Below are 18,246 nucleotides of genomic sequence, written 5' to 3' on the forward strand. Positions count from 1 at the left end.
ACTCTTGGGGCGGAAAGAATGAAAAGAAAATACGGTTTTGAAGCCTCTGTGGCCTCCGTTTTGTTTATCGTTCTGTTTTTTGTCATGGTGTTGCAGATTGTTGGGCGGACCAATTTGGTGGTTGGGCCAATTTGGACTGAGGAGCTTGCACGTTGGCTTTGGGTCTGGATGGCCCTGATTGGCATTGGCACGGTTGAGCGGGACGACGCGCATTTGCGCATGGGCTTCCTGATGGACCTTCTGCCGGCAATTGTTCAGAAAACCTGGGCGATCCTTGTCGACATTGTCTACATCGCCTTGGCCAGTCATCTGGTCTGGATTGCCTACAAAACAATCCTGCGCACATGGAACAATGAAACGGTGACGTTGCCGACAACGGATGCGGTTCTCTACGCCTCCGCCTTTGTGGCGCTGGTGTTGATCGTGCACCGCATTTTCTGGCGCCTGCTCCAAAACATCACGTCATTCAAATCAGTCGAACAAGAGGGGGCCTGAACATGGTGCTGTTATGTGTTGTTGTGGGCTGGCTCCTGCTGGTCCTGCTGAATGTCCCAATTGGCATTGGCATGATTTTTGTGTCGATGGGCTACTTCTATTATTCCGGCCTTGGCCTAACTTTTGCCGCCCAACGCATGGTGGACGGGCTTAACAGCTTTCCCATGTTGGCGGTGCCGCTGTTCATTCTGGCCGCGGCCATTTTGAACTCCGCCGGGATCACACATCACCTGTTTGGCTTTGCCCGTGCCTTGGTTGGGCACATCACAGGTGGTCTGGGCCATGTGAATGTTCTGGCCTCTCTGTTTTTCTCGGGCATGTCGGGGTCCGCAATTGCCGACGCCGGGGGGCTTGGCAAAATGGAAATCGAAGCCATGCGCGAAGCCGGTTATGACGATGAGTTCTCCGGTTCCGTCACCGCGGCGTCGTCGATGATTGGTCCGCTTGTGCCGCCCTCCATCACAATGGTTTTGTATGGGGTGATTTCCAACACATCCATTGGACAGCTCTTTCTGGGCGGCATTGTGCCGGGCGTTATGTGTGCCGGGGCCCTGATGTGCATGGTCTATTTTATTGCCCGCAAGCGTGAATACCCGACGGACCCAGTGAAGCCCGCCGGCGAGATCACAGGCATGTTTGTGAAGTCGCTCCCTGCCTTGCTTACACCTGTTGTCATCGTCGGCGGCATTTTCTCCGGGTATTTCTCGCCAACCGAAGCCGCTGCCATCACCGTGCTGTATGCCATCCTGATCGACCTGCTGTTTTACCGCGAACTCACGTTCCGGCGGCTGTGGGATGCGATTTACGACACCACGGTGACCTCGTCTGCGATCGCTACGATCATCGCAGGTGTTGGATTGCTGGGGTGGGTTCTGGCGCGCGAACAAGCGCCACAGCAACTGGCCAGCCTGTTTCTGGCGATCGCAGACAGTAAGTTGACGTTTCTGATCGCGGTGAACCTCATGATTTTTGTGCTGGGTGCCTTCATCGAGTCTCTGGTGATCCTGCTTGTGGTGGTGCCCATTTTGGTGCCCGTGGCGTTGGGCTTTGGCGTTGATCCGGTGCACTTCGGCATCATCGTGGTGCTTAACCTGATGATCTCGATCCTGACCCCGCCCATGGGGATGGCTCTGTTTGTTGTCGCCCAGGTGGGGGAGATTCCCTATCAGCGCCTGGCCAAAGCCATTCTGCCATGGCTGTTGCCGCCGCTGATTGTGCTGGTCTTGGTGTGTACCTTCCCAATTCTGGCCACCGGCCTGCCAAGTCTGATGAGGTAGGCATGACGATACTGAAACAGCTACAAAACGGTTTGGTGGTGTCATGCCAGCCGGTGGATGACGGCCCGATGGACCGCCCCGATATCATATTGGCCATGGCCCAAGCAGCCATTGCCGGCGGGGCTGTTGGCGTGCGCATCGAGGGCGCGGACAATGTGGCGGCTGTGCGGGCCGGTGTCACACAGCCGATCATTGGCATTGTGAAACGCGACTTGGATGACAGTTTGGTGCGCATCACGCCGTGGGTGCAAGACGTCGTGGATTTGGCGCAGGCAGGCGCCGATGTGATTGCCTATGACGCAACAGACCGCGTGCGGCCCACTGCCTGCGCGGAACTTGTGCGGGAAATCTTAGCGCGGGGATGCCTTGCGATGGCTGATTGCGCCACAATGGCGGATGCCCAAGCTGCCGTCGCAGATGGCGCGCGCATTCTTGGGTCCACCTTGTCGGGGTACACGCTCGAGACCGAAGGCGACAACACGTCTCCAGACCTCAAATTTGTGACGGAGTTACGCGCTTTGGAGCGGTTTGTGATGGCGGAAGGGCGCTATGACACACCGCAATGGGCGCGGATGGCGCTGGACGCCGGCGCGGATTGCGTGACTGTCGGCACGGTTCTCACGCGTCTGGAAGTGAACACCGCCAAATTTTATGAAGCTCTGCCAAAGCGGGATGTAGGCAATGGTGATGTGCGCGTTGGCTGATTTGAATGGATATGCGGTGGACTTGGGAGGAACCAAGCTGGCGGCGGTTTCGATTGTTGCGGGGCAGGTTCAAGACGCGCTTGTACGCAAGACAAGGAGCGCAGATGGGCCGGATGCCCTGGTGCGTGACCTGGCGCATATTTCCCGTGACATAGGCTACACCGCTGGCGCGCCAATTGGCGTGGCTGTTGCCGGTAAGCTGGATGAGCAGGGCCTATGGTCTTCCGTCAACCACACCATATTGAAAGATCTCAACAAACTGCCCCTGGTGGATTGTTTGTCAAACGCGATGGGGCCTGGCGTTGTCGCGCTCAATGACACGCAGGCCGCCGCCATCGGCGAGTTTCGCTTTGGAGCCGGGCAGGGCGTCGCCTCATTGGCGTATCTGACCGTATCTACAGGGATTTCGGCGGGCTTTATGTTGAACGGCCAGCCCCTGCAGTCGCCAAACGGGATGTTGGGGCATGTTGGTGCAATGGTGAGCAGAACCGGAGATCGCAATTGCGGATGTGGGCGTGTTGGCACCTACGAGAGCATTGCCTCCGGCCGCGCCATAGAGGCCATGGCCGCAGAGCAGGGCTATCCCGGTTTTGCATGCCATCAAGTTTTTGCCGCGGCCGCGACGGGGGAGCGTTGGGCGCAAACCCTGATGGATAATGCCTGCGCTGCCATTGCCGAACTCTGTGCTAATCTGGCCGCCGTTTTGGGAGTCGAGCGGGTTGTGCTCGGCGGGGGCGTTGGGCTGGCGGATGATTTCCTCAGTGGCGTGCGGCGTCACCTGTCTCGGGAGCCGGAGCAATTTCAACCCCAACTCGTACCTGCAGGGTTGGGCAAGCACAGCGCGATGTACGGTGCGCTGTCCGCTGCGGTAGCCAAAGGGAACCTGTCATGAAGGTGTTGATTTTCAAAACGGCCGAGGAGGTCAAAGTACAGGCGGCGCGGCAGTTGTTGATGTCAGTGCAGCGCAATCCTGAATCTGTGCTTGGATTGGCGACAGGCGGCACGATGGAGGATGTCTATGCCGAACTGGTCAAGCAGAGCCACCAACACGACGCCAGTTGGGCGCAGGTAACCACCTTCAATCTGGACGAATACTGGGGCATTTCGAGCGACAGCCCTGCATCATATCGCACCTATATGAACCACCATCTGTTTGACCACATCGACGTGGATCCGGGTGCGACCCATATCCCGCCGTCGGAGGGCGACAACCCGGAGATGGCCGCAGCACAGTACGAAGCGCGCATATCCGGGGCTGGCGGGATAGATCTTCAACTGCTCGGAATCGGGGTGAACGGGCACATTGGCTTTAATGAACCGACCTCAAGCTTGGTCTCTAAAACACGGCTCAAGACGCTGACCCAGAGCACACGCGATGCCAATCTCCGCTTCTTTGACACGATGGAGCAGGTGCCGAGATATGCGCTCACCGTTGGGATTGGAACAATTATGGCCTCTGATGAGTGCCTTCTGGTTGCCACCGGCAGTTCCAAGGCGCCGGCGGTACAGACAATGATTGAGGGACCGCTGGCGGCAAGCTGTCCGGCAAGTGCTTTGCAGATGCACCAGAAAGTAACGGTGATGCTGGATGAAGAGGCTGCGCGCGATCTCGAGCTGCGCAGTTACTATCAGCTGGTGCATCCGGACGGGCAGGAAAGTGCCGTGTCCGATGGCTGATCCTCAGGCCCGCACCTTTGTGTATGCAGATATGATGTATGATGGCGTGTCCCGGCACGGCCAGCCCCACGCGCTGATTGGTGTGGCGGAAGGCCGGATTGTCACCGTTCATGGTGACGTTCCGCAAAACGACGTCCCCTCAAATGCGCTCCGCGTTCCCATTGTGATGCCGGGTTTTCTCGATTTGCAGATCAATGGCGCAGGAGATGTGCAATTCAATTTTGACCTGACTATTTCCGGTCTCGAAACGATGGTCGCAGCCTCCGCCCTTGGCGGAGCCACCCATATCTTTCCGACCTTCACAACCGCACCAAACAGCGACTATCGCCGGGCAATTGAGGTTGTGGCTGAGGCGGTTGCAATTGGGGTTCCAGGGATTGCGGGGCTCCATCTGGAGGGACCGTTTATCTCCCGCCACAGGCCAGGCATACATCAAAAGGACTTCATTCGGCCGTTGCGCCAAAGTGATGTCGACCTGCTGTGTGAGGCCGCCGCAAAAATACCGCTTCTTGTCACGCTGGCACCGGAAGAACAGCCACCTCACATGCTGCAACAGCTCCAGCAAGCTGGCGTGACACTTTTTGCGGGGCATACCGAAGCAACTTTCGAGGACATGACACGGGCGGCGCAATCCGGCGTTACGGGGGGCACACATCTCTTCAACGCTATGAGCCAGATGACCCCGCGGGAGCCGGGCGCAGTTGGTGCGGTGTTGGGCGGTGGTGCTTTTTACGCGGGCATCGTGGCGGATGGTCATCATGTGCATCCGCACAATTTAAACCTGGCCGTGCGGGCCTTGCCGGATCACCTCTGTCTGGTGACAGACGCGATGCAAACTATGAATGGCCGCTCGCAGGAAATGACGCTGTATGGCCGTCGAATTCGCCTGAAACACGGGCGATTGACCGGGGATGACGGCACCCTTGGAGGCGCCCACCTGACGATGGCAAACGCGGTGCAAACCCTTGTCCAACACACCGTTGCCAGCCTTGGCGATGCCGCGAAATTTGCGAGTGCCAACCCGGCGCAAGCCGTGGGTCTGCAGCACATCTATGGCCAACTCAAGCCGGGTTTGAGTGCCTCCATGTCACTACTCTCTACAGAGCTGGACTGTTTGGGCATATTGCGCGACGGCAGGTGTCACCTGTTTGGCCAATCCGTCCCCAAAGGCTTTGCGCGCGGTCAGAGCGCCGACCTGTCACCGCTGGCCGGATGTTCGAAAGCCTCACACCACGCCACAGAAAGTGGATGACCCAGATGGTTTTCAGACCGGTCAAAGGCGGAAAGCACACATGTCAAAGCTGGTGATTTTTGACACAGAGTATTTGTCCTGTGAGGGCGCAATGCACCGGCTTTGGTCCGCCGCTGACGATCCAGACCCCCTGTTGGTTCAGATCGGCGCCGTTCTGATTGATTTGGAAGGTCAGGCCAGGGTTGAGGATAGTCTCAATGTCCTTGTCTTGCCCAAGGACAGGTTTGGCGCGCTATGTGAGCTTGACCCGTATTTTGTCGCTTTGACCGGCATCACCAACGAAAGACTGCGGGCAGAGGGCGTTGGAATAGCAGCGGCGCTTGAAGCCTTGGACAGGTTTTCGCGCGGAAGCCGCCTGTGGAGCTGGGGAAAAGATGAGCTTTTTGCCTTGGGCGTGAGCTGCTTTGTGCAGGGGGTACAGCCAAGCATTCCTGCCAACCGATTTGGCAACCTGAAATCAGTTTTTCAAAAGGCGTCGATGTCAGAACATGATATCGCCACCACCAACAGCGCAAGTCTCAGCAGCTTTTTTGGTGTCGAGACTGGGCTGCTTCGGGAACACGATGCGCTGGATGACGCGTTTTCCTTAAGTGCGGCCGTGCTGCACCAACTGGACTGCGCAAAAATTAGCCCCGCGGACCTTTTCAGTGGAGCTTAGGCAAGCCGTGTGACACAGCCGTGGCGACCCCTGAAGGACTCGAACCCTCAACCTGCTGATTAGAAGTCAGCTGCTCTATCCAGTTGAGCTAAGGGGCCATCGCCAAACGGCCAGCAGGTCACCCTGCGCCGTCACCTTTCTTATAGCCGCGCCAGCTTGTCAACGGCACGGGCGGGAAAAACGAATTTCCATCGCAACCGGTTGGCTTATCCAGACAGAACCGCAGTGTCTTTCGCCGCACAAACCTCGGCCAATGTGTCCGGGATGTCATCGGTGTAGAGCCGGGCCACGTCGGCGAAGTCCAAAATCCGCGCGGGGGCGTTGCGTTGGAATTTAGAGTGGTCCGCCAAAAGCCAGGTTTCCCGCGCACCCGCCAAAGCGGCGTGGGATACGGCAATCTCGTCGATGTCAAAATCATAGGCCACGCCGGTGTCCGACACCGCCGAGCAGCCCAGGATGGCATAGTCAAAGGCGAAGTCGGCCACCATGCGCGCGGCCACCGGGCCGACCAATCCGCCATCTTCTTCCCGCGGCCGCCCGCCAGTCAAAAGCACGCTGCAGCGCGCGTTGCCGGACAATATCCGTGCCACATTGAGGTTGTTGGTCACCACCAGCAGGCCATCGTGGCCCAGCAAGGCGCTTGCCAGTGCCTCTGTGCTGGTGCCGATGTTGATGAACAGGGCGGAACCATTGGGGATGTCCGCCGCACAGCGCGCCGCCATTGCCGCTTTGGCATCCGCGTTCACGCGTCCGCGTTCCTCATAAGCAATGTTGCGCACACCGGAGGGGAGAACCGCGCCGCCATGTACCCGCTCCAGCCTACCGGCGTTGGCCATTTCATTGAGGTCGCGGCGAATGGTTTGCACGGTCACGTCAAAGCGCGCGGCCAACCCTTCAACAGTGACTTTGCCCTCGCTGCGGGCGATATCGAGGATTTCTCTTTCGCGAAAACTGCTCAGCATGTTCGTTACTTTTCGTTTGCTTCCACCTTCAGTGGCAGGCGGCGGGTGGATTTTCAACGAAAATCCGTGGAGTCACAGAGAATTTCCTTGACGATATGCGCGTTTTGGGTTCGTAAGGGTGCGCAAATGTTCGAAGGTGTTCTTATGGAAGCGCAAACCGAAAATCCGGTGGATCTTTTTGTCATTGGCGGCGGCATCAACGGCTGTGGCATTGCCCGCGATGCAGCAGGGCGGGGGCTCTCGGTGGAACTGGCGGAAATGAGCGATTTGGCTTCGGCCACGTCCTCGGCCTCAACCAAGTTGTTCCATGGCGGTCTGCGCTATCTCGAATACTTCGAAGTGCGTCTGGTGCGGGAAGCGTTGATCGAGCGTGAAACTCTGCTACGCGCCATGCCGCACATCAGCTGGCCGATGCGGTTTGTGCTGCCGATGCACAAAGACATGCGCTTTGAAAACGACACGCCGACCTCAAAACTGTTGAGTGTGGTCATGCCGTGGATGAAAGGCCGTCGCCCCAGCTGGCTGATCCGCATGGGGCTCTTCATGTATGACCACCTCGGCGGGCGGAAAATCCTGCCCGGCACCCGCACCGTGGATCTGAAAATCGATGAAGCAGGCGCGCCAATCAAAGAGAAATTTGTCAAAGCCTTTGAGTATTCCGACTGTTGGGTCGAAGACAGCCGCCTTGTGGTGTTGAACGCCCGCGATGCCGAGGCGCGCGGCGCCACCATTCGCACCCGCACAAAAGTGATCTCCGCGCAACGGGGAGACAGCCTCTGGCATATCGAGATGGAAGACGTCGACACCGGCGTGCGCCGCAGCACTCGCGCAAAGGCGCTGGTCAATGCCGGTGGCCCTTGGGTGGCGGATGTCATTCGTGGTGTGATCCAGCAAAATTCTTCTGCCGGCGTTCGGCTTGTACGCGGTAGCCACATCGTGACCAAACGCCTGTTTGACCACGACCGCTGTTACTTCTTCCAAGGCACCGACGGGCGCATCATCTTTGCCATTCCCTATCAGGAAGATTTCACTCTCATCGGCACTACCGATCAGGAGCACACCCACGCTGACGTGGCCCCAACCTGCACCGATGAAGAGGCGCAATACCTCTGCGACTTTGCCTCTAACTACTTCAAGAAGCCCGTCACCATGGAGGATATCGTCTGGCGCTATTCCGGTGTGCGTCCGCTTTATGACGACGGCGCGTCTTCTGCGCAGGCCGCGACCCGCGACTATGTGTTGAAACTGGATGATGGTGGCGCACCGGTGCTCAACATCTTTGGCGGAAAAATCACCACCTACCGCAAGCTGGCCGAAGCGGCGATGGAGAAACTCACGCCGTTCTTCCCGGAGGCCACAGCCCCTTGGACGGCCGGTGTGGCCATGCCCGGGGGTGATTTTGAGGTGCATCAGGTGGGGGACAAGATTGCCGAGCTACTACGCGACTACCCCTTCCTAAACGATGCCTGGGCCAAACGCCTGATCCGCGCCTATGGCACCGAAGCACCGGAGATGCTCGGGGCCGCAAAATCTGCCGCTGATCTAGGCGCAGACTTTGGCGCCACGCTCACCGCTGCTGAGGTCGACTGGCTCATGGCGAAGGAATACGCCCGTGCCGCCGCCGATGTGGTCTGGCGCCGTTCCAAGCTGGGTCTGCGCCTCAACGCGCAGCAAATTGCCGCCATCGACAGCTACATGGCTGCAGCGCGGCAAAAAGCCTCTGCCTAAGCGGCAACCGAGAATTGATCTTTGCGCCCCATCGGCCTATACGAAGCCCGCACGCTGCTGTTGTGCGGGCTTTTGAGTCTGCGCGAGGGCGGAGGAGAACCATTCGGATTTTGTCAGGTCATCCCGACCTGATCCCGCAAGTCACAGAACACCCCTGACGCAAAAAAGGTAGTGAGAAACATGGCTGATAAAAAATCGCCCGACATATTGTATACCATTGTAGACGAAGCGCCTGAGTTGGCCTCCGCCTCCTTCCTGCCGATCATTCGCAAGTTTGTGTCCGCCGCTGGTATCACCGTTGGCACCCCGGACATTTCCCTTGCCGGTCGCATCATTGCCACCTTCCCTGAAAACCTGACTGCAGAGCAGCGTCAATCTGATGAGCTGGCCGCGCTGGGCGAATTGGTGAAAACACCGGACGCCAACGTCATCAAGCTGCCAAACATCTCCGCCTCCGTGCCACAGCTGGTCGCGGCCATCGAAGAGCTGCAGGGCCAGGGCTACAACATCCCGTCCTATCCAGAAGACCCGCAGTCTGACGAAGACAAAGCCATCCGCGCGCGTTTTGACGGCATCAAAGGCTCCGCCGTGAACCCGGTACTACGTGAAGGCAACTCTGACCGCCGTTCCGCCCGCGCCGTGAAAAACTACGCTCAGAACAACCCACATTCCATGGGCGCCTGGGAAAGCTCCAGCAAGACCAAAGTCAGCTCCATGCCGGGCAACGACTTCTACGCCAACGAAAAATCCGCCACCATCTCTGAGGCGCAAGCCGGTGATGCGAAGATCGAATTTGTTGGCAAAGACGGTTCCGTGACCGTGCTCAAGGACAGCTACCCGCTGGCCGCAGGTACCATCGCAGACGCCACTTTCATGTCCGCCAAAGCGCTGGGCGCCTTCCTCGCGGACGCGATTGAAGACACCAAAGCCGACGGCACCATGTTCTCCCTGCACATGAAAGCCACCATGATGAAGGTCTCCGACCCGATCATCTTTGGCCACGCGGTAAAAGCATGGCTGGGTCCGGTTTGGGACGCCCATGGTGAGGCCATCGCCGCCGCTGGCGGCTCTCCAAACTCCGGTCTGGGTGCTGTTCTGGCTGCGATCGACACGCTCGACAACGCCGACGCCATCAAATCCGAGATCGCCGCGCTGGACCGTCCGTCCATGTACATGGTCGACAGCGACAAAGGCATCACCAACCTGCACGTGCCGTCCGATGTGATCATCGACGCCTCCATGCCAGCCGTGATCCGCGCAGGCGGCAAGGGCTGGGACGAAGCCGGCAACAAAGGTGACACCAACTGTGTGATCCCGGATCGCTGCTACGCGACTGTCTATGACGAAACCGTCAACTTCTTCAAAGCCAATGGCGCGCTTGACGTGACCACCGCAGGCTCCGTCGCCAACGTCGGCCTGATGGCGCAGAAAGCCGAGGAATACGGCTCTCACCCAACCACGTTTGAGGCCCCAGCCGCGGGTTCCATCCGCATCGTTCTGGAAAACGGCGACGTGCTGCACTCTCACGATGTGGACACCGGCGACATCTGGCGCTCCTGCACCGTGAAGAAAGCCCCAATCGAGAACTGGATCGAACTGGCGATGGACCGTCAGCGCCTGACCGGGTCCGAGGCGATCTTCTGGCTGGACGCAAACCGCGCCCACGATGCCGAGCTGATCAAATATGTGACCCCGGCGCTCGCGGCGGCTGGCAAAGCTGACCTGTTCCAGATCATGGCGCCTCGTGAGGCCACCGCACAGTCGCTCAAAACCATCACCGCCGGCAACGACAGCATCGCCATCACCGGCAACGTGCTGCGTGACTACCTGACCGATCTCTTCCCGATCCTCGAGCTGGGCACCTCCGCCAAAATGCTCTCCATCGTGAAGCTGATGAAAGGTGGCGGCCTGTTTGAAACCGGTGCCGGTGGCTCCGCACCAAAGCACGTGCAGCAGCTGGTCGAAGAAAACCACCTGCGCTGGGACTCCATGGGCGAGTTCTGTGCCCTTGGTGAAAGCCTGAACTTCCTCGCGGATGTCAAAGGCAACGCCAAAGCAGGTGTTCTCGGTGTGGCAGCTGAAGCCGCAACCCAAGGCATTCTGGACGACAACCGTTCGCCATCGCGCAAAGTCGGTCAGCCAGACAACCGCGACAGCCACTACTGGTTCGCCCGCTATTGGGCCGAGGCACTGGCAGCACAGTCTGACGACGCCGACCTAGCAGCCGAATTCGCAGGTGTGGCCAAAGCGCTCGCAGACGGCGAAGAAGCCATCCTGGCCGAGCTCGCTGCGGCCCAAGGTCCAGCAGCTGATATTGGCGGCTACTTCCGCCCATCCGTGGAGCTGAAAGCCAAAGTCATGCGCCCCAGCGCCACCCTGAACGCGATCATCGACTAAGGCTGACCCGATAGGTTGAAACAAGGAAGCCGCCCTGAAAGGGGCGGCTTTTTTGTTTTGAGGCCAGCCACTTCACTAGTGGGAATGTACGTTTACAGTCGTTTAGTCCGCGCCTTTTGAGGGATAGCATGTTGAAGTTATGTGTGATGGTCGCCGCAGTTGTCTTGGCACTGCATCCCGTGAAAGGGTTTGCTTCTGACGTTTCCCCAGCACGAGTGCTAATGGCAGCGGTGGTTTCGGATGATCCTCACACCACAAGGAAAGCAGGCGAATTGCTTTCGGTTTTTCGCACAATTGGCCAAATTCGCGAAACTGTTGTTTCGAACGAACCTTGGGTGGCTGCAAAACCGAATTTTGTTTTTGCATCAGGGGACGATTTCATCGTGCAAGGGCGACTAGCAGTTGATGCCTTGACTGAGTTTGATCCAAAAGTGGCGGAGTTCATTTTGGAACTTCCAGCCAACTCAGGGCACTGCTTTGTACAAAGCTTTAGTGTTGGCTTAGAAAAACGCTGGGTTCTTTTGGTAGTTCACAGTGTAGACAACGAGGCTCCAGAGTATATGAGCCAATGCCTCACTGCTGGTTTGTACAAATTTGTGAAGGGCAGCTTAGACGACTTTGTTCCATCCAAATGGCGAGAGGCCTATGTGGGACTCTTGTCTGAGAGCCAATCGACCTTCAGTTCAGTGGGAGTTAACTAGGTCAAGCATTGGACGGACATTTACGTCGCCGCAAACCTGAACCAAGCTGGGTTTCGTAAGGCGGGCTAAGTTTCCTATGGCGCTACTCGTTGACAGCCCCAGCCTGCAACAGATCAAGATACGTCTTCCTCCAAGATTGCTGCGGATCGTCCGGTACGCGCTCCGTGACATGATACGACAGGCCGACCGCAAAACACTGTAGTGATCCATTCTGATTGTCGACAGTTGTGCTGATAACAAATGTTACCGGCCAGCCATCTTCGGTTGGATACGTCGAAACAAAGCACTCGTCGCTTTCTGAATGCTCACTGAGCAGTTGTTGATTTACGCTGCCATCGATCCCTTTCAATACCGTCTTCGCGATTTTTCCATTTGAAATTGCATCGCGCTTTTGCAGAAAAATAAATTGCGAGACCTGCCGACCATGTGTGCCAAACGTGCCGTCGTAGACGAGAGTATATGTATCTAAGAGGTTTATCATATTCTCAGCAAATGCTTCGTTGTCTGCAGCAACAAAATATCGCAACGGTGAGGGGGAACGCACCGTTTCAGAGATGGCAAGAGTTTTTAACCCCAACATCAGAAGGCTCGCGATCACAATCTTCGCTTTCCAAGATGTCATCAGCCGGCCTCAATTCTGTTTTTTGTAGTCTCGCTGGGCACCGTATTGTGTCTGCTTCCATTGCGCTAGCAATATTGACGTGCTTCAACCTCCGGTTCTGGGGATCAGCTTCCCCCCATTCCCATGTCGCATCCCATCCAAAACCGGCACGCTGCCCCAGTAACATGTCCGGTTTTTGAGCTTCTGTGCCAATGCAGAAGGCCCTATCTCAACCGGACCTTGGCACTGGGACCAACCATGGGGCGTTTTCAAAAATTCTGTGAGAAGCACGATTTCTGCCGCAACATCCTGCTGGCCGCCATGTTTTTCGGTATCGCCTATGGCGTGGCGTCATTGGTGATTTATGCGGTTCCCAACACAATCGACAACCCGCCTTGAAGCCCATTCGCGGGTCCATCTGGTTTTGAGTGCCAATTGCCTTTGGCTGCTTTTGGCGCCGCATCCCAAATCACTGTCGCGATTTCTGAATGCAGTCTCTGTTGGCGCTACCATCTGTAGCGTGTCATCAACACGCGAGAACAGACATGAAACACATAACCGCCTACTGCCGTCGGCACTCTTGGTGCGGCGATTTGAAAGTTGCAGCCCTCTTCCTTATTCTCTCAGCCATTGTTGCCTTTGTGGTGATACAGGCCTTTCCGACCCCTGTGATTGGTCCCTGATCCTGACGTCCAGTGCGCGGCTGCCGACGTGGCACAGCGCTCACACCGGCACCTGCAACCCCGCTTTCACCCGATCAATCACCACATTGCTGTGAAACCGCCGGATGTTGGGATTGTCGTTGAACACGTGGCGGCTGAACTCCTCATAGGCGGTCATATCCGGGGCGGTCACCACCAGAATAAAATCCGCCTGACCGGTGACGTAGTAGCATTGCTGCACATCATCGAGCTTGAGCATCGAGCGGCGGAACTCATCAAGCAGGTCCGTGCGCTCGCGCTCCATCTCCACCTCGACCACAAAGGTCATTGGCCGCCCCACGGCTTTCGCAGAGACCACAGAGATATCCGCCTCCACGATCCCTTCATCGCGAAACCGCTTCAGCCGCCGTTGCACAGCGGAGCGCGAGATGCCTGCGATCTCCCCTAACTCATCCGCCGTCAGTCGGTTGTTCTTCTGAATGGCCGTAAGCAGGCGACGGTCGATGTCATCCAAATTGGTGGCCATGTTGGGGCTCCTTTCGGGAAACTGCGGGCACTACGCTCAGCCTGTGGCGATTTCAGAGCATTCTGCCCAAATCTTTGCGCTAGCCTTTGGTTCTGAACCCTCTCCTGTCAACCCTGCACAGCCCATTGCCTTTCCCCGCAACCCCGCTCACTCTGACCGTCAAAGAAATCTCAGTCGGACTCATGCCATGCCTTTTAGTTTCGAAAATCACCACAACGTTGTCTTTGGCGACTGTGATCCGGCTGGCATTGTCTACTACCCCAACATCTACCGCTGGATGGACGGCACCTTTCAGCGCTTTTTGCAGCAATATGGCGGCCACGCCGCTGTCTGTGAACACCTCGACGCCGTGGGGTTGGGCCTGATGGAAACCCATGCCAAATACCGCCGCCCACTGACCGATGGCGACGCATTGACCATCCGCATGGAGATCGTCGAGTGGACCGCCAAATCCTACCGCCTGGTCCATCGCGGTTATGTTGGTGATGATCTGGCCTTTGAAGGCACCGAGGTCCGTGCGTTGTTTGAAAATCGCGACGGCCGCATGCGGGCAGGGGAGGTCACTCGTCTCAAATCTTACCTCGAAAGCCACTCTGAGCCATGACCGAAACCCTGCAAAACCCACACCGCGGCCACGGCCTGCCGACGCGCCAATCCGAGACCCTCCCGAGCCGCGACGCCACCGCCGTTGCCAAGCTGCTCGCCCTGTGCCCAGCCCATTCCGAGACCCCACTGCAAGACATGGCGGATCTCTCCACCACCTTGGGCGTGCACAGCTTACACATCAAAGACGAGCGCTCCCGCATGGGGCTTGGCTCCTTCAAAGCTCTCGGTGCCGCCTACGCCATCGCTTATGATGCGGCCCGCACGGAACCCAACGACTGGGCAACCGCTTTAACGGGCCGCACCTATGTCACCGCCTCGGCGGGCAACCACGGCATGTCCGTCGCCGCTGGCGCGCGTGTGTTTGGCGCAAAAGCCGTGATCTACCTCTCCCACACAGTGCCACAAGCCTTTGGCAAACGTCTGGAGGCGCAAGGCGCCACAGTGGCTTGGGCCGGTGACGACTACGAAGCCAGCATGGAGGCCGCCGCGCAAGCCGCCAAAGACAATGGCTGGACTTTGCTCTCTGACAGCACATGGGACGGGTATGAAGACAGCGGCTACCGCGTCATGGAGGGCTATTTGCAAATGGCCTCTGAAGCCGCTGCGCAAATCCCCGCGCCACCCACCCACATCTTTCTACAGGCTGGCGTAGGCGGCCTCGCTGCTGCCGTCGCGGCCTATGCCCGCACCACGTGGGGTGACGCGCCACATGTCACCGTGGTGGAACCCGAAGCCGCCCCCGCGCTGATTGAATCCATTCGTGCTGGCCAATTGGTCGACACCACCGGACCTGTGTCCGATATGGGGCGCTTGGATTGCAAAACGGCCTCCATGGTGGCGCTCAACGGGCTTGCGATGGATGCGGACAGCTTTGTCACCATCTCCGAGCAGGAGGCGCAGGACACAGTGGACACGCTCAAGTCCCATGGCATCGCCAGCACGCCCTCCGGCGTTGCCGGTGTCGCCGCCGCGCTCCTGAAACGTCCCGATCTGCCGACTGACGCCCGCGTTCTGTGTTTCGTCTCCGAAGGGCCAGAAGATGCCTGACCGTGGCTTTCCACCAGCAGAGTTCCGCACCCGCATCACCCGCCAGCAAGCCGCCATGACAGACGCAGGCGAAACTACACTCCTGCTGACCTCACAGGCCGACATTTTCTACACCACAGGCTTCCTCACCCGCTTCTGGGAAAGCCCCGCCCGCCCGTGGTTTGTGATCATCCCCACGCAAGGCGACCCCATCGCCGTGATCCCTTCCATCGGTGCGGACCTGATGTCCAAAACCTGGCTCACCGACATCCGCACATGGGATGCGCCTTTTCCCGGCGACGACGGCGTTAGCCTGCTCTCCCAAACCCTTGCTGACATCGTGCCCGAGGCCGGCACCATCGGCCTGCCCATGGGCCTGGAAACCCACCTGCGCATGCCGCTTGGGGATTACCTCCAGCTCACACAAAACCTCGCCCCGCGCCGCTTTGTCGACGCCACCAACACCGTGCAACGCACCCGTGAAATCAAATCCGATGGCGAAGTCGCCAAAATCCGCGCCGCCTGCGCCATTGCAGACCGCGCCTTCTCCCGCATCACTGAATACGCCTCTGAAAACAACACTCACGGTCAAGTCTTCCGAGACTTTCAGCGTATTCTCTTAGAGGAGGGGGCTGATTGGGTCAGCTATACAGCAGGCGGCGCAGGGCAGGGCGGCTACGGAGATGTGATCTCTCCGGCAGGTGATGAACGCCTCATGGCTGGCGACATCCTCATGCTCGACACCGGCGCGGTGCTGGACGGCTACTTCTGTGACTTTGACCGCAACTTCGCCATCAGTCACGCCGACGACGCCGCCAAACGCGCTTATGATCAGCTCTATCTAGCCACCGACCACGTGCTTGCCACCCTGCGCCCCGGCCACAAGGCCTGCGATGTGCACGCCATGTTTGTCGATAGCCTGACCAAGCAAGGCGCCACGCCCGGTGGCGGTCGCCTTGGCCATGGTCTGGGCATCACGCTCACCGAATGGCCAAGCTTCACGCCCCATGACCACACTGAGCTGCGCGCAGGCATGGTGCTCACCTTGGAGCCGGGCGTCGAAATCGCCCCCGGCCTGTTTCAAGTGCATGAAGAAAACATCGTCCTGCGCGACACCGGCCCGGAGCTGCTCTCCTCCCGCGCCGCTGCAACCCTGCCCATTCTGAGGTAACACCCATGGAGACTGTCCCTTTCACCCTTGGCACCCCGGCGTCCGGTCAGACCACTCTGGGCCTGATCGTGCTCAAGTTTGACGAAACGCTGGAGCAGGACTTTCGCCGTCTGTTCCCGTCCCGCGATCTCTCCATCTACACCAGCCGGGTGCCCTCGGACCCGGAAGTCACACAAGACACGCTGCTGGAAATGTCCAAAACCCTGCCTGCCAGCGCATCCCTTTTCCCGCCCGCCGCAAACTTCGATGTAGTTGGCTACGGCTGTACGTCTGGCACAACCATGATTGGCGCAGAGAAGGTTGCTGATCTGGTCAAACAAGGCGTGCAAACGCCCGCCGTGACCGATCCGCTCACGGCCTCAATCGCCGCCTGCAAAGCCTTGGGCATCACCCGCCTTGGCATGGTCACGCCCTATGTCGAAAGCGTCTCCCTGCCGGTGAAACAGGCCTTTGAGGCCGCAGGCATTGCCGTGCCGCATCTGGTGTCTTTTGGCGAGGCAGGCGAAGAAAACGTCGCCCGCATTGATACCGCTTCTGTGAAAGCCGCCGCCTTGCAAGTGGGGCATCAAGACGTGGATGCGGTCTTTCTCAGCTGCACCAACCTGCAAACCTTGGATGTGATCGACAGCCTAGAGGCCGACCTCGACAAGCCGGTGTTTGGCAGCAATCTTGCCCTCGCCTGGCACATGGTCAAACTCTCTGGCGCAAAACTGGCCGCCAACGCCCCTGGCCGTTTGCTCAAAAGCTAAAAACGTCCACTCCCTGTCGGTATCAGGCCTGCTGGCGCAATTTCTCCCACGCAGTCTGACCTTAACCAAAGGAGGACAGCTATGAAAATCGGCTTCATCGGATTGGGCAATGTCGGCGGCAAACTCTCCGGCAGCCTGCTGCGCAACGGCAAAGACCTTTATGTGCATGATCTCAACCCCGATCTTGTGGCGGAGAAATGCGGGGCCGGGGCTAAACCCGTGTCCGGTCCCGCCGAAATGATGCGCCTCTGCGATGCGGTCATCACCTGCCTGCCATCCCCCGCGGCCTCCGATGCGGTCATGCAAGAGATGCTGCCTGAAGTCACTGAGGGCAAAATCTGGATGGAAATGTCCACCACGGATGAGGCCGAGGTCAAACGCCTCGGCGCATTGGTGATCGCACGTGGCGGCGCGGCGGTGGATTGCCCGGTCTCCGGCGGTTGCCACCGCGCCGACACCGGCAACATCGCCATCTTCGCAGGCTGTGATCGCGACACCTTTGAGCGCATCCTGCCACTCCTGACTACCATGGGCCGCCGTATCCTGCACACCGGCCCGCTTGGTTCCGCTTCCGTTTTGAAGGTGGTGACCAACTACCTCGCCACGGCGCATCTCGTGGCCTCCGCCGAAGCGCTCACCACCTGCGCCGCCGCCGGTATGGACCTCAACACCGCCTATGAGGCGATCCGCATCAGTTCCGGCAACTCCTTCAGCCACGAAACTGAGAGCCAAGTCATTCTGAATGGCTCGCGCGATATCTCCTTCACCATGGATCTGGTCAAAAAGGACATCGGCCTATTCCAAGACGTCGCCGACAGGGCAGGGGTGCCGTTAGAACTCAACCCGCTGATGATCTCGATGTTTGACGACGCCATTGCCCGCTTTGGCGCGCGCGAGCTCAGCCCCAACATCATCAAGCGGCTGGAAGAGGCCACCGGCCTGTCCGTCCTCGCTCCCGGCTTCCCCCCGGAGATGCTCGATGATGAGCCGGAAGAGCCGGGGTATGAGGTGATCCCGACTGGCACGCAACGCCCGCAGACTTAACCTTTACACG

At 58.5% G+C, this 18,246-nt stretch carries 19 protein-coding genes and 1 tRNA gene; 16 read left to right on the plus strand and 4 right to left on the minus strand.

Annotated elements, in window-relative coordinates:
* Nucleotides 1–18: 18 nt before the first annotated feature.
* The 7 genes from Q0955_RS18040 to Q0955_RS18070 all read left to right on the plus strand — a co-directional run bounded on the left by Q0955_RS18040 (nt 19) and on the right by Q0955_RS18070 (nt 6,063).
* Nucleotides 19–495, plus strand: coding sequence for a TRAP transporter small permease (locus Q0955_RS18040; RefSeq protein ID WP_299427251.1), 477 nt, complete (start codon nt 19–21; stop codon nt 493–495).
* 2 nt (nt 496–497) lie between these two features.
* Nucleotides 498–1,772, plus strand: a complete 1,275-nt coding sequence (locus Q0955_RS18045) for a TRAP transporter large permease (RefSeq protein ID WP_299427254.1) — start codon at nt 498–500, stop codon at nt 1,770–1,772.
* 2 nt (nt 1,773–1,774) lie between these two features.
* Nucleotides 1,775–2,476: a putative N-acetylmannosamine-6-phosphate 2-epimerase gene (locus Q0955_RS18050; protein ID WP_299427256.1), complete on the plus strand. Its 702-nt coding sequence runs from the start codon at nt 1,775–1,777 to the stop codon at nt 2,474–2,476.
* Nucleotides 2,454–3,368, plus strand: a complete 915-nt coding sequence (locus Q0955_RS18055; protein ID WP_299427259.1) for an ROK family protein — start codon at nt 2,454–2,456, stop codon at nt 3,366–3,368. The genes Q0955_RS18050 and Q0955_RS18055 overlap by 23 nt, the downstream gene beginning before the upstream one ends.
* Nucleotides 3,365–4,153 (plus strand): glucosamine-6-phosphate deaminase, encoded by a 789-nt coding sequence (gene nagB / locus Q0955_RS18060; RefSeq protein WP_299427262.1) that lies wholly within the window; start codon nt 3,365–3,367, stop codon nt 4,151–4,153. The genes Q0955_RS18055 and nagB overlap by 4 nt, the downstream gene beginning before the upstream one ends.
* Nucleotides 4,146–5,405: an N-acetylglucosamine-6-phosphate deacetylase gene (nagA, locus tag Q0955_RS18065; protein WP_299427265.1), complete on the plus strand. Its 1,260-nt coding sequence runs from the start codon at nt 4,146–4,148 to the stop codon at nt 5,403–5,405. Before nagB ends, nagA begins: the two co-directional genes overlap by 8 nt.
* Nucleotides 5,406–5,538: 133 nt before the next feature.
* A complete protein-coding gene (locus Q0955_RS18070) occupies nt 5,539–6,063 on the plus strand; it encodes an exonuclease (RefSeq protein ID WP_299427268.1) in 525 nt (174 codons plus the stop codon).
* A gap of 21 nt (nt 6,064–6,084) precedes the next feature.
* On the opposite strand, the gene Q0955_RS18075 is transcribed toward Q0955_RS18070, so the two are convergent.
* Together Q0955_RS18075 and Q0955_RS18080 are read right to left on the minus strand one after the other, a co-directional pair.
* A tRNA-Arg gene (locus Q0955_RS18075) sits at nt 6,085–6,161 on the minus strand.
* 108 nt (nt 6,162–6,269) lie between these two features.
* On the minus strand, nt 6,270–7,025 hold the full coding sequence (locus Q0955_RS18080) for a DeoR/GlpR family DNA-binding transcription regulator (protein WP_299427271.1): 756 nt from the start codon (nt 7,023–7,025) through the stop codon (nt 6,270–6,272).
* 126 nt (nt 7,026–7,151) lie between these two features.
* On the opposite strand from Q0955_RS18080, the gene glpD reads away from it, so the two are divergent.
* The 3 genes from glpD to Q0955_RS18095 all read left to right on the plus strand — a co-directional run bounded on the left by glpD (nt 7,152) and on the right by Q0955_RS18095 (nt 11,851).
* Nucleotides 7,152–8,753, plus strand: a complete 1,602-nt coding sequence (gene glpD, locus Q0955_RS18085) for a glycerol-3-phosphate dehydrogenase (protein WP_299427273.1) — start codon at nt 7,152–7,154, stop codon at nt 8,751–8,753.
* A 180-nt stretch (nt 8,754–8,933) separates the two neighbouring features.
* A complete protein-coding gene (locus Q0955_RS18090) occupies nt 8,934–11,150 on the plus strand; it encodes an NADP-dependent isocitrate dehydrogenase (RefSeq protein WP_299427276.1) in 2,217 nt (738 codons plus the stop codon).
* Nucleotides 11,151–11,278: 128 nt separating this feature from the next.
* Entirely contained in the window at nt 11,279–11,851 is a 573-nt protein-coding gene (locus Q0955_RS18095) for a hypothetical protein (RefSeq protein ID WP_299427278.1), read from the plus strand.
* 82 nt (nt 11,852–11,933) lie between these two features.
* Here the strand turns inward: Q0955_RS18095 and Q0955_RS18100 are convergent, their stop codons facing one another.
* Nucleotides 11,934–12,473, minus strand: coding sequence for a hypothetical protein (locus tag Q0955_RS18100; protein ID WP_299427281.1), 540 nt, complete (start codon nt 12,471–12,473; stop codon nt 11,934–11,936).
* A 237-nt stretch (nt 12,474–12,710) separates the two neighbouring features.
* On the opposite strand from Q0955_RS18100, the gene Q0955_RS18105 reads away from it, so the two are divergent.
* Nucleotides 12,711–12,851, plus strand: a complete 141-nt coding sequence (locus Q0955_RS18105) for a hypothetical protein (protein ID WP_299427284.1) — start codon at nt 12,711–12,713, stop codon at nt 12,849–12,851.
* 324 nt (nt 12,852–13,175) lie between these two features.
* Here the strand turns inward: Q0955_RS18105 and Q0955_RS18110 are convergent, their stop codons facing one another.
* Nucleotides 13,176–13,640, minus strand: a complete 465-nt coding sequence (locus Q0955_RS18110) for an Lrp/AsnC family transcriptional regulator (protein ID WP_299427287.1) — start codon at nt 13,638–13,640, stop codon at nt 13,176–13,178.
* Between the two features lie 187 nt (nt 13,641–13,827).
* Here Q0955_RS18110 and Q0955_RS18115 point away from each other — a divergent pair, with 187 nt between their 5' ends.
* From Q0955_RS18115 to Q0955_RS18135, 5 genes are all read left to right on the plus strand, one after another.
* Nucleotides 13,828–14,244 (plus strand): acyl-CoA thioesterase, encoded by a 417-nt coding sequence (locus tag Q0955_RS18115; protein WP_299427290.1) that lies wholly within the window; start codon nt 13,828–13,830, stop codon nt 14,242–14,244.
* Nucleotides 14,241–15,293: a pyridoxal-phosphate dependent enzyme gene (locus Q0955_RS18120; RefSeq protein ID WP_299427292.1), complete on the plus strand. Its 1,053-nt coding sequence runs from the start codon at nt 14,241–14,243 to the stop codon at nt 15,291–15,293. Before Q0955_RS18115 ends, Q0955_RS18120 begins: the two co-directional genes overlap by 4 nt.
* Nucleotides 15,286–16,443, plus strand: coding sequence for a Xaa-Pro peptidase family protein (locus Q0955_RS18125; RefSeq protein ID WP_299427295.1), 1,158 nt, complete (start codon nt 15,286–15,288; stop codon nt 16,441–16,443). The genes Q0955_RS18120 and Q0955_RS18125 overlap by 8 nt, the downstream gene beginning before the upstream one ends.
* Before the next feature lie 5 nt (nt 16,444–16,448).
* Complete coding sequence (locus Q0955_RS18130) at nt 16,449–17,192, plus strand: Asp/Glu racemase (protein WP_299427298.1); 744 nt, start codon at nt 16,449–16,451, stop codon at nt 17,190–17,192.
* Between the two features lie 81 nt (nt 17,193–17,273).
* Nucleotides 17,274–18,236, plus strand: a complete 963-nt coding sequence (locus Q0955_RS18135; RefSeq protein WP_299427301.1) for an NAD(P)-dependent oxidoreductase — start codon at nt 17,274–17,276, stop codon at nt 18,234–18,236.
* The last annotated feature ends 10 nt before the right edge of the window (nt 18,237–18,246 follow it).

This window comes from uncultured Shimia sp., from assembly GCF_947493595.1.
Classification (GTDB): Bacteria; Pseudomonadota; Alphaproteobacteria; order Rhodobacterales; family Rhodobacteraceae; genus Shimia.

Bases quoted from the DNA above. Each gene is read 5' to 3' on its own strand.
- Q0955_RS18040 (WP_299427251.1), top strand. From the start codon at position 19: ATGAAAAGAAAATACGGTTTTGAAGCCTCTGTGGCCTCCGTTTTGTTT.
- Q0955_RS18045 (WP_299427254.1), top strand. From the start codon at position 498: ATGGTGCTGTTATGTGTTGTTGTGGGCTGGCTCCTGCTGGTCCTGCTG.
- Q0955_RS18050 (WP_299427256.1), top strand. From the start codon at position 1,775: ATGACGATACTGAAACAGCTACAAAACGGTTTGGTGGTGTCATGCCAG.
- Q0955_RS18055 (WP_299427259.1), top strand. From the start codon at position 2,454: ATGGTGATGTGCGCGTTGGCTGATTTGAATGGATATGCGGTGGACTTG.
- nagB (WP_299427262.1), top strand. From the start codon at position 3,365: ATGAAGGTGTTGATTTTCAAAACGGCCGAGGAGGTCAAAGTACAGGCG.
- nagA (WP_299427265.1), top strand. From the start codon at position 4,146: ATGGCTGATCCTCAGGCCCGCACCTTTGTGTATGCAGATATGATGTAT.
- Q0955_RS18080 (WP_299427271.1), bottom strand. From the start codon at position 7,025: ATGCTGAGCAGTTTTCGCGAAAGAGAAATCCTCGATATCGCCCGCAGC.
- glpD (WP_299427273.1), top strand. From the start codon at position 7,152: ATGTTCGAAGGTGTTCTTATGGAAGCGCAAACCGAAAATCCGGTGGAT.
- Q0955_RS18090 (WP_299427276.1), top strand. From the start codon at position 8,934: ATGGCTGATAAAAAATCGCCCGACATATTGTATACCATTGTAGACGAA.
- Q0955_RS18095 (WP_299427278.1), top strand. From the start codon at position 11,279: ATGTTGAAGTTATGTGTGATGGTCGCCGCAGTTGTCTTGGCACTGCAT.
- Q0955_RS18100 (WP_299427281.1), bottom strand. From the start codon at position 12,473: ATGACATCTTGGAAAGCGAAGATTGTGATCGCGAGCCTTCTGATGTTG.
- Q0955_RS18105 (WP_299427284.1), top strand. From the start codon at position 12,711: ATGGGGCGTTTTCAAAAATTCTGTGAGAAGCACGATTTCTGCCGCAAC.
- Q0955_RS18110 (WP_299427287.1), bottom strand. From the start codon at position 13,640: ATGGCCACCAATTTGGATGACATCGACCGTCGCCTGCTTACGGCCATT.
- Q0955_RS18115 (WP_299427290.1), top strand. From the start codon at position 13,828: ATGCCTTTTAGTTTCGAAAATCACCACAACGTTGTCTTTGGCGACTGT.
- Q0955_RS18120 (WP_299427292.1), top strand. From the start codon at position 14,241: ATGACCGAAACCCTGCAAAACCCACACCGCGGCCACGGCCTGCCGACG.
- Q0955_RS18125 (WP_299427295.1), top strand. From the start codon at position 15,286: ATGCCTGACCGTGGCTTTCCACCAGCAGAGTTCCGCACCCGCATCACC.
- Q0955_RS18130 (WP_299427298.1), top strand. From the start codon at position 16,449: ATGGAGACTGTCCCTTTCACCCTTGGCACCCCGGCGTCCGGTCAGACC.
- Q0955_RS18135 (WP_299427301.1), top strand. From the start codon at position 17,274: ATGAAAATCGGCTTCATCGGATTGGGCAATGTCGGCGGCAAACTCTCC.